Raw genomic sequence first — 8,722 nt, forward strand, 5'->3', positions numbered from 1 at the left:
GGCGGAACGGCGACACGACCCAGGAGGTTCGCGATGACCAGCTCGGTGGAGACCTTCCAGCTCTCGGTCGAGGCGGCGGAGGTGTACGAGTCCAGCTTCGTCCCCGCCCTCTTCGCCGAGTGGGCACGCCATCTGGTGGAGGTGGCCGGGATCGCCCCCGGCCAGGCCGTGCTGGACGTGGCCTGCGGCACCGGGATCGTGGCCCGCACCGCCGCCGACCGCATGGGCGGCCAGGGCCGGGTGGCCGGCCTGGACGCCAACGAGGGCATGCTGACCGTGGCCCGGCGGCTGCGGCCCGGCATCGATTGGCGCCAGGGCGACGCGGCCGACCTCCCCTTCGACGCGGGCTCCTTCGACGCCGTCCTCTGCCAGGCGGCCCTGATGTTCTTCCCCGACCGGGCCGCCGCCCTGCGCGAGATGGCCCGGGTGGTGGCCCCCGGTGGCACCGTCGCCGTCCAGGTCTGGGACCGGCTGGAGGCCCAGGAGGGCTTCGGGGCCATGTACGAGGCGTTCGCGGAGCACCTGGGCCCGGAGGCGATGAAGCTGGAGAGCGTGTACTGGGCCCTCGGCGACCTCGACCTGATGGGGTCGCTGTTCCAGGCCGCCGGCCTGCGGGTCACCGGCGTCCGGACCCGCGTCGGCACCGTCCGCTACGGCTCGGCCTCCGAGGCCGTGGCCACCGAGATCGAGGCCACCCCACTGGCCGAGCGGATCGACCAGGACACCTACCGGCGCCTCCTGGACGTCGGCGCCGAGGCGATGCGGCCGTTCGAGGTCGACGGCGGCCGGATCGAGCTGCCGATCAGGGGCCACCTGATCACCGGCGTGGCCGACCATAGCCACCGCCGCCAGGGGTGATGACCGTGACGACGTCGCCCGCATCCAGCGGCCGGCTGACCTTCGGTGGCAGCTCCTCGCCGTTGCAGAGGTTTCGTCCAACGGCACCGGGGCCGCCGCCCTCGCGGCCTTGGGGACGGTGACGTCGTCGGTCGGTCAGCAGGGAGAGGGTCGCCGGCTCGAGCACGCGGATCGACCGGACGATGCCGTCGCCGCCTCGGTGCCTGCCGCTTCCGCCGCTGCCGACGGCCAGCTCGAACCGCTCGACCCGCATGGGGTACTCGAGCTCGAGCGCCTCGATCGGGGTGTTGAGGGTATTGCTCATGCCAGCGTGCACGCCCGAGGGCCCCGGGCCGGCGGCGCTCGCCCCCTGCCCTCCCCCGATGGTCTCGTAGTAGGTCCAGCCGCGCCCGCCGATGTTGACGTTGTTCATGGTCCCTTGCCCGTTGGCTGGAAGGTCGGCCGCCTGGGCGAGGGCGGACAGCAGCAGGTCGGCCAGTCGCTGGCTGGTCTCGACGTTGCCCGCGACGACGGCGCTGGGACGCTGGGCGTTCACCAGACTGCCCTTCGGGGCCTCGATCGTGAGCGGGGCGTACGTCCCCGCGTTGGCGGGGAGGTCGTCCGGCAGGAGCACGCGGAGGGCGAAGTAGCAGGCGGACCGGGTCACCGAGAGCGGGCAGTTGACATTGCCCGGTACGGCGTCGGCCGTGCCGGTGAAGTCGACCGTGAGCTCGTCATCGGCGATCCGGACGGCGACGCGGATGGGGATGTCGTCGTCGATGATCCCGTCGCCCTCGATCTCGCTGGCGGCGGTGTAGCGGCCATCCGGGAGCCGCCGGATGGTGTCGCGGGTGTGGCGTTCGGTGTAGGAGATGACCTCGTCGAAGGCGGCGAGGACGGTGTCGCGGCCACGGCGCCGCAGCAGCTCGGCCAGACGGCTCTGGGCGAGCTGGTTCGCGGCGATCTGGGCGCGAAAGTCCCCGCGGCGGACACGAGGGGTTCGGGTGTTGGCCAGGACGAGATCGAGCACGTCCCCGACGTACCTCCCCCCCTCGACCAGCCGCACGGGCGGGATGATCAGCCCCTCGGAGTAGATGTCACGGGAACCGGCCGGCATGGATCCCGGTTGCATCCCACCGATGTCCGAATGGTGGGCTCGGGTCACCGCATAGCCCCAGCGCTCCTCGTCGGTGCCCAGTGGCGACACCATCGTGACGTCGGGAAGGTGGTTGCCGCCGGAGTACGGGTCATTGACCACGAAGACGTCACCGGGTTGCGGGTCGCGCGCCATGACCGCGGTCACGGCCTCGGGCATGGCGCCGAGGTGGACCGGGATGTGCTCGGCCTGAGCGACCATGCGTCCATGGGCGTCGAAGAGCGCCGCCGAGCAGTCGCGCCGCTCCTTGATGTTGGAGGAGTAGGCGCTGCGCACCAGCACCGTGCCCATCTCCTCGGCGATGCCGGAAAGCGCGCTGCTCAGCACGGAGAGCGTGATCGGGTCGAGGCCGGGGCGGACGGTCACCGTCGGTGTTCCAGATCGAGCGTCCCGATCTCGTCCACGGTCGCCGTCCACCTGGGACGGATGACGAGCGTCGACTCCGCGAACTCGACCACGGCCGGCCCCTTGATCTCGCTGCCGGCGCCGAGGTCGGCGCGGTTGTGGACATCGACCTCCCGCCAACCGCCGTCGAAGCTGGCTCTCCGCCGAGCCGGGGCGGCGGCCTGGCGAGCTGGCGCCTCGTGGAGCTTGGGCTTCTCGCGCGGCACGGTGGCGACCAGCCGGAGGTTGACGAGCTGCACCGCCTCATCCTCCATCCGGTAGCCGTAGCGTCGCTCGTGCTCGGCGTGGAAACGGGCGGCCAGGTCCTCGAGATCGTCGGCGGCCACCGTGAGCTCGAACGACTGGCCCTGGTAGCGGAGATCGGCAAGCCGGGCGAGGCTGAGCCGCGTGTCGTCGGCGAGCTGCCCGCGAACATTGGCTTCGAGCCCCGCGAAGCACGCCTCGACCTCGGCCCGGTCGGCGGTCTCCAGCCCGGCCAGCAGCGGGTGCACCTGATCGTGGCGCACGTCCGAGATCGCCAGCCCGAGGGCGCTCAACACCCCGGCGGCCAGGGGGACGAGGATGCGACCGATGTCGAGCTCCTCCGCCAGCGCGCAGGCGTGGAGCCCACCGGCGCCGCCGAAGGCGACAAGCGTCAGCTCACGCGGGTCGAGACCACGTTCGATGCTGATGACGCGCAAGGCCCGGATCATCTCGGCGTCGGCGACACGGACGATCCCGCGTGCGGTCTCCTCGCTGTCCAGGCCGATCCGAGCGCCGACGCGGCGAAGCGCCGCCTCGGCCAGGCGGCGATCCAGCCGGACCTCGCCGCCGAGCTCGGCGCCGTCCGCCAGGTACCCCAGGTACAGGTTCGCGTCGGTGACCGTGGGCTCCTCGCCGCCGCGGCCATAGGCGGCTGGGCCGGGATCCGCGCCGGCCGAGGTGGGCCCCACGCGCAGGGCTTGCCCGGCGTCGACCCATGCGATCGAGCCGCCGCCGGCGCTGACCGTGTGCACATCCACCATCGGCAGCTTGATCGGCACCCCAGCCACCACCGACTCGGTCGTCGTCTGCACCGTACCTCCCAGCACGGGCGCGACGTCCGTGGAGGTGCCGCCCATGTCGAAGGTCAGGAGGTCGTGGAACCCGCTGAGCCCGGCGACCCAGGCGGCGCCGACGACACCGCCGGCCGGGCCGGACAGCAGGCAGCTGGCGGCGTACGCCGCCGCCGTCCCGATCTCGGTTGTGCCGCCCGAGGACTGCATCACCAGCGGGCTCGGAAGGCCGAGCGCCTCCGCTTCGTCGGCGAGGCGTCCCAGGTAGGCGCCGAGCCGAGGGGCCAGGTAGCTGTTGCAGACCGTGGTCGAGCAGCGCTCGTACTCCCGGAACTCGGGCAGCACCTCCGACGAGAGCGAGATGTGGACGCCCGGCAGGGCCCTGCGGAGCGACTCCCCCACCTCCTGCTCGTGCTCGGGATGGAGGAACCCGAAGAGCAGGCACACGGCAACCGCCTCGACGTCGGCGTCGCGACAGGCGTCCACGGCCGCGCGGACCGATTCCCTGTCGAGGGGGACCAGGACGCCGTCCTTGTCCATCCGCTCCCGGACGGTGAACCGGAGCTCGCGCGGGACGAGCGGGGCCGGCCGATCCCGGGTCAGGTCGTACAGCGCCGGGCGGTTCTGCCTGCCGATCTCGACCACGTCCCGGAACCCCGCGGTGGTGATCAACGCCGTACGGGCGCCACGGCGCTCGAGCAGCGCATTGGTGGCCACCGTGGACCCGTGCGCGAAGCTGGCCGCGGCCGCGACGGTGTCCCGGACGCGCTCGAGCGCGGAAACCACCCCCCGCGCCTGGTTCCGCGGCGTTGTCGGCACTTTCGCCGTGAGCAGCCTGCCGTCCACCAGCGCGACGAGGTCGGTGAAGGTCCCGCCGACGTCGACCCCCAGCCTGGCTCCGGTCATCGCCGCATCCTCCGGGCGCACACGTTCACCTCAGGTCGGCGGAATCCGGCCCTCGCCGGCCAGCTTGGCCAGGTGGGCGCGGACCGACAGCTCGGCCGCCGGGTGCAGGGCCGGGTCGACCGCGGCGTAGACCCGGGCCACGACCTCGGCCGGGGTCCGGTCGCCGGCGGCCAGGGCGGCCAGGACCTGCGCCTCGCGCTCCAGGCGGTGGGCCAGGTAGCCCTCGACCCTCGCCGTGGCGTCGGCCACCAGCGGGCCGTGGCCCGGGTAGAGCCGCTCCGGGCCGAGGTCGAGCAGCAGCCGCAGCGAGTCCAGGTAGGCGACCATGTCCCCGCCCGGCCACTCGACCACGGTGGTCCCGCGGCCGAGCACGTGGTCGCCGGTGAACACGGCCGCCTCGGCGGCCAGCTCGAAGCAGCAGTGGTCGGCGGCGTGGCCGGGCGTCGGCAGCGGCCGCAGCTCCAGCCCGGCCGCGGCCATCGGGTCGCCGGCGGCCAGGTCGGGCGCGCCCGGGGTCGCCCAGCCGGGGGCGAGGGCGGCCAGCGGCGCCCCGGACCGCCCGGCGAAGGCGCGGGCCCCCTCGGCGTGGTCGACGTGGGTGTGGGTGAGCAGCACCAGCTCGACGCCCCGCCCGCGGCACGCCTCCACCACCGCCCGGGCATGGCCCTCGTCGGCCGGCCCGGGGTCGATCACCACCGCCGTGCCCGCCCCCGGCTCGCCGACCACGAAGGTGTTGGTCCCCTCCAGCGTCAGCGGCGACGGGTTCGGCGCCAGCACCCGCGTCACCCGCGGGCTCCAGGTCTCGGTCATGTGCCGGCCGCCGGGTGGTCGGGCCGGAGCAGGGGGACCGGCACCGGATAGCGCTCGCCCCAGGGCATGACCAGGTCGGGGCCGTCGAGCACGGGCAGGATGCGCTCGACCCGGCGGCCGGTCCCGGCGGCGAGCGCCGCCTCCACGGTGCCGAAGGCCGCGAGGTCGCGGAGGGTGTAGCGGGTCGGGGGGAGCATCGGCAGGTCCTGGTCGGCCGCGGCCTCGGCCGGCGGCAGCCAGCGCTCCCGCTCCACCTCGGCCAGGTGGGCGGTGACGACGGCGTCATCCGGCAGCCCGGCGACGAAGAAGCGGGTGTTGTAGCGGCGCGGCTCGATCTCCGGCGTCACCCACCAGGCCCAGTAGCGCAGCCGGCCCGCGTCCAGCCGCACCCCGAGCCGCGCCAGCAGCTCCGCGAACCCGGCCGACCCGGCCAGCAGCTCCCGCCGGGCCGCCGCCAGCTCCCCGGCGGGCGGCGCCGGGCTGGCCAGCAGCAGCCCCGCCTCCTCCAGCGTCTCCCGGCAGGCCGCGACCACGTGTCCCCGCGCCTCCGCGACGGGCAGCCCCAGCCGCTCTGCCCACGCGGCCGGCGGCGGCCCGGCCCAGCGCGCGTCGACCCCCGGGTCGCGGTCGGCGGCGTCCACCCGCCCCCCGGGGAACACCCACAGCCCGCCCGCGAATCCCATCCCCAGCGGCCGCAATTGAACATATGCCTCCAGCCCGTCCCGCCCGTCACGGAGCAGCACCACCGTCGCGGCCGCGCTCGGCATCACCCCCACCGGGCCCTCCTCGGGTCGGGTTCGGACAGATGGATGGTACGTGCCCGGGGATGCGGACAACCGGGCGGGGTGTGGGCCACGCGCGCCGGGGTGTGGACCCGCGGTGGGGGGTGTGGACCCGCGGTGGGTGTGGACAACGCGGCGCACGCCACTCGCGGGTCGGCTATGCTCCCCCACCGGGGGGACCCGGCACCGGCGGGCGAGGTTGGAGCGCGCCCAGGGGACCCGGCACCGGCGGGTTCGGGTGCGGCACGCCCCGGGGCCCGGACGGCGGCGGGACCCGGCTGCGGCGCGACCCCGGCCGCGCACCCCGAGACCGCGCGACCTCATCCCACGCGACCCCGGCACCGCGACCCGGGCTGCGGGGCGACCCGTACTTGTCGACAATGGGGGCATGAGCACCGATCCGCGGCGGCTGCTGCCGAACATGGACGTGCTGCTCGGGCACCCGGAGCTGGTCGAGCGGGTGGCGACGTTCGGGCGGCCCTCGGTGGTCGGGGCGGCGCGGGAGGCGCTGGAGCGGAGCCGGCGGGCGGTGGGGGACGGGGCGCCGGTGCCCGGGGTGGACGAGCTGGCGGCGAGGGCGGCCCGGGCGCTGGATGCGTTGCTGGCCAGGCGGACCCGGGCCGTGGTCAACGCCACCGGGGTGGTGCTGCACACCAACCTGGGCCGGGCGCCGCTGTCGCCGGCGGCCAGGGGGGCGGTGGCCGAGGCGGCCGGGTACGCGACGGTGGAGTACGACCTGGCCGCCGGGGCCCGGGGGCGGCGGGGGGCGGCGGCCGAGGCGCTGCTGCGGGAGGCCACCGGGGCGGAGGCCGGTCTGGTGGTCAACAACGCCGCCGGGGCCCTGCTGCTGGCCCTCGGCGGGCTCGCCCGGGGGCGGGAGGTGCTGGTCTCGCGGGGGGAGCTGATCGAGATCGGCGGCGAGTTCCGGCTGCCCCAGGTCATGGAGGCGGCCGGGGTGGAGCTGCGCGAGGTCGGGACCACCAACCGTACCCACCTGCGCGACTACGCCGCCGCGGTCGGCCCCGCCACCGCGCTGGTGCTGGCCGTGCACCCGTCCAACTACCGGGTCGAGGGGTTCGCCACCCGGCCCGCCCTGGCCGACCTGGCCGCCCTCGCCCACGAGCACGGCCTGCCCCTGCTCCACGACGCCGGGTCGGGCCTGCTGGACGGCGAGCTCGGGGACGAGCCCTCGGTCGCGGGCAGCCTGCGGGCCGGCGCCGACCTGGTGCTGTTCTCTGGGGACAAGCTGCTCGGCGGCCCCCAGGCCGGCCTGGTGGTGGGCCGGGAGGAGCTGGTCGGGCGGCTGGCCCGCCACCCGCTGGCCAGGGCGGTCCGGGCCGACAAGCTGACCCTGGCCGCCCTGGAGGCGACCCTGGCCGACCACCTGGCCGGGCGGCGCGACGAGCTGCCCGTGTGGCGGGCGCTGCTGCTGACCCCGGCCGACCTGGAGCCACGGGCCGCCGCCCTGGCCGCGGCCGTCGGGCCGGCGGCGTCGCTGCGCACCGGGACCAGCGTGGCCGGCGGCGGCAGCCTCCCCGGGGAGGGCCTGGAGAGCGTCCTGGTCGAGGTCGACCCGGCCCCCGACGGCGCGGCGACCGTCCTGGCCCGCCTCCGCGCCGGCGACCCCCCGGTGGTGGCCAGGGCCGAGCGGGCCCGGGTCGTGCTCGACCTGCGCACCGTCCCGCCCGAGCAGGACCCGCTGGTGGCCCGGGCCCTGACCGCCGCCCTCGCGCCCCCAGCGGGCGGGTCCGGTCCACCGCCCGGGCAGCCCGGGCCGAACTCCCCGCCGGGCTGATGCCACACGTCATCGGGACCGCCGGGCACGTCGACCACGGCAAGTCGGCGCTGATCCAGGCCCTGACCGGGACCGACCCGGACCGGCTGGCCGAGGAGAAGGCGCGGGGGCTGACCATCGACCTGGGGTTCGCCTGGACGACCCTGCCGTCCGGCCGCGAGGTCGGCTTCGTCGACGTCCCCGGCCACGAGCGGTTCGTCCACAACATGCTCGCCGGGGTCGGCGGGGTCGGCTGTGCCCTGTTCGTGGTCGACGCCAGCGAGGGCTGGCGGCCCCAGTCGGCCGAGCACCTGGCCATCCTCGACCTGCTCGGCATCCCCGCCGGCGTGGTCGCCCTGACCAAGGTGGACCTGGTCGACGACGCGACCCGGGAGCGGGTTGCCGCCGAGGTGCGCGACCGGCTGCGGGGCACGACCCTGGACGGCGCCGCCGTGGTGCCTACCGCCCCCCCGTCCGGGCTGGGCGTGGCGGCGGTGGCGGCCGCGCTCGACGCCGCCCTCGACCGGCTGCCCGAGCCGCCCGACCGGGGCCGGCCGCGGCTGCCGGTGGACCGGGTGTTCACCATGCGGGGCAGCGGGACCGTGGTCACGGGGACCCTCTCCGGCGGGTCGCTGCGCGCCGACGGCGAGGTCGAGCTGCTCCCGGGCGGCCGCCGGGCCCGCGTCCGCGGCCTCCAGGGCCACGGCCGCCCGCTGGCCCAGGCCACCCCGGCCCGGCGGGTGGCGGTCAACCTGGCCGGCGTGGCCACCGACCAGGTGGCCCGCGGCGACCTGCTCGCCCTGCCCGGGCAGTGGGCGGCGACGGCCACCGCCGACTGCCGGCTGCGCTGCCTCGACGGCGCCCCCGCCCCGCTGCGCGGGCGCGGCGCCTACCTGGTGTACGCGGGCGCGGCCGAGACCGCGGCCCGGCTCCAGCCGCTCGACGCCACCGAGGTCCGCCCCGGTGGCGACGCCCTGGTGCGGCTGCACCTGGAGCAGCCCCTGGTCCTCGACGCCTT

Annotated in this window: 7 protein-coding genes; 3 read left to right on the plus strand and 4 right to left on the minus strand. The window is 75.9% G+C overall.

From position 1 onward, the window contains the following. Positions 1–33 precede the first annotated feature (33 nt). Positions 34–858 carry a methyltransferase domain-containing protein gene (locus VF468_19955; GenBank protein HEX5880564.1) on the plus strand — a complete coding sequence of 275 codons (825 nt, stop codon included), beginning with the start codon at positions 34–36 and terminating at the stop codon, positions 856–858. On the opposite strand, the gene VF468_19960 is transcribed toward VF468_19955, so the two are convergent. From VF468_19960 to VF468_19975, 4 genes are read right to left on the minus strand one after another with little or no spacing between them, the layout of a single operon-like run. Next, positions 818–2,359 carry a hydantoinase B/oxoprolinase family protein gene (locus tag VF468_19960; protein HEX5880565.1) on the minus strand — a complete coding sequence of 514 codons (1,542 nt, stop codon included), beginning with the start codon at positions 2,357–2,359 and terminating at the stop codon, positions 818–820. The two genes, VF468_19955 and VF468_19960, sit on opposite strands and share 41 nt — an antisense overlap. Continuing rightward, entirely contained in the window at positions 2,356–4,338 is a 1,983-nt protein-coding gene (locus tag VF468_19965) for a hydantoinase/oxoprolinase family protein (GenBank protein ID HEX5880566.1), read from the minus strand. Before VF468_19965 ends, VF468_19960 begins: the two co-directional genes overlap by 4 nt. Before the next feature lie 30 nt (positions 4,339–4,368). Further along, a complete protein-coding gene (locus VF468_19970; GenBank protein HEX5880567.1) occupies positions 4,369–5,148 on the minus strand; it encodes an MBL fold metallo-hydrolase in 780 nt (259 codons plus the stop codon). Then, positions 5,145–5,915, minus strand: a complete 771-nt coding sequence (locus VF468_19975) for an NUDIX hydrolase (protein ID HEX5880568.1) — start codon at positions 5,913–5,915, stop codon at positions 5,145–5,147. The genes VF468_19970 and VF468_19975 overlap by 4 nt, the downstream gene beginning before the upstream one ends. A gap of 403 nt (positions 5,916–6,318) precedes the next feature. On the opposite strand from VF468_19975, the gene selA reads away from it, so the two are divergent. Further along, positions 6,319–7,725: an L-seryl-tRNA(Sec) selenium transferase gene (gene selA, locus VF468_19980; GenBank protein ID HEX5880569.1), complete on the plus strand. Its 1,407-nt coding sequence runs from the start codon at positions 6,319–6,321 to the stop codon at positions 7,723–7,725. Beyond that, positions 7,725–8,722 (plus strand): selenocysteine-specific translation elongation factor (gene selB, locus VF468_19985; GenBank protein ID HEX5880570.1); only part of this gene is annotated, 998 nt, incomplete at its 3' end. The genes selA and selB, both read left to right, overlap by 1 nt.

This window comes from Actinomycetota bacterium (genome assembly GCA_036280995.1).
Lineage (GTDB): Bacteria > Actinomycetota > CALGFH01 > CALGFH01 > CALGFH01 > CALGFH01.

Excerpts from the sequence above, each read along its gene's own strand:
- VF468_19955 (HEX5880564.1), top strand. The coding sequence starts at position 34 with ATGACCAGCTCGGTGGAGACCTTCCAGCTCTCGGTCGAGGCGGCGGAG.
- VF468_19965 (HEX5880566.1), bottom strand. The coding sequence starts at position 4,338 with ATGACCGGAGCCAGGCTGGGGGTCGACGTCGGCGGGACCTTCACCGAC.
- VF468_19970 (HEX5880567.1), bottom strand. The coding sequence starts at position 5,148 with ATGACCGAGACCTGGAGCCCGCGGGTGACGCGGGTGCTGGCGCCGAAC.
- VF468_19975 (HEX5880568.1), bottom strand. The coding sequence starts at position 5,915 with ATGCCGAGCGCGGCCGCGACGGTGGTGCTGCTCCGTGACGGGCGGGAC.
- selA (HEX5880569.1), top strand. The coding sequence starts at position 6,319 with ATGAGCACCGATCCGCGGCGGCTGCTGCCGAACATGGACGTGCTGCTC.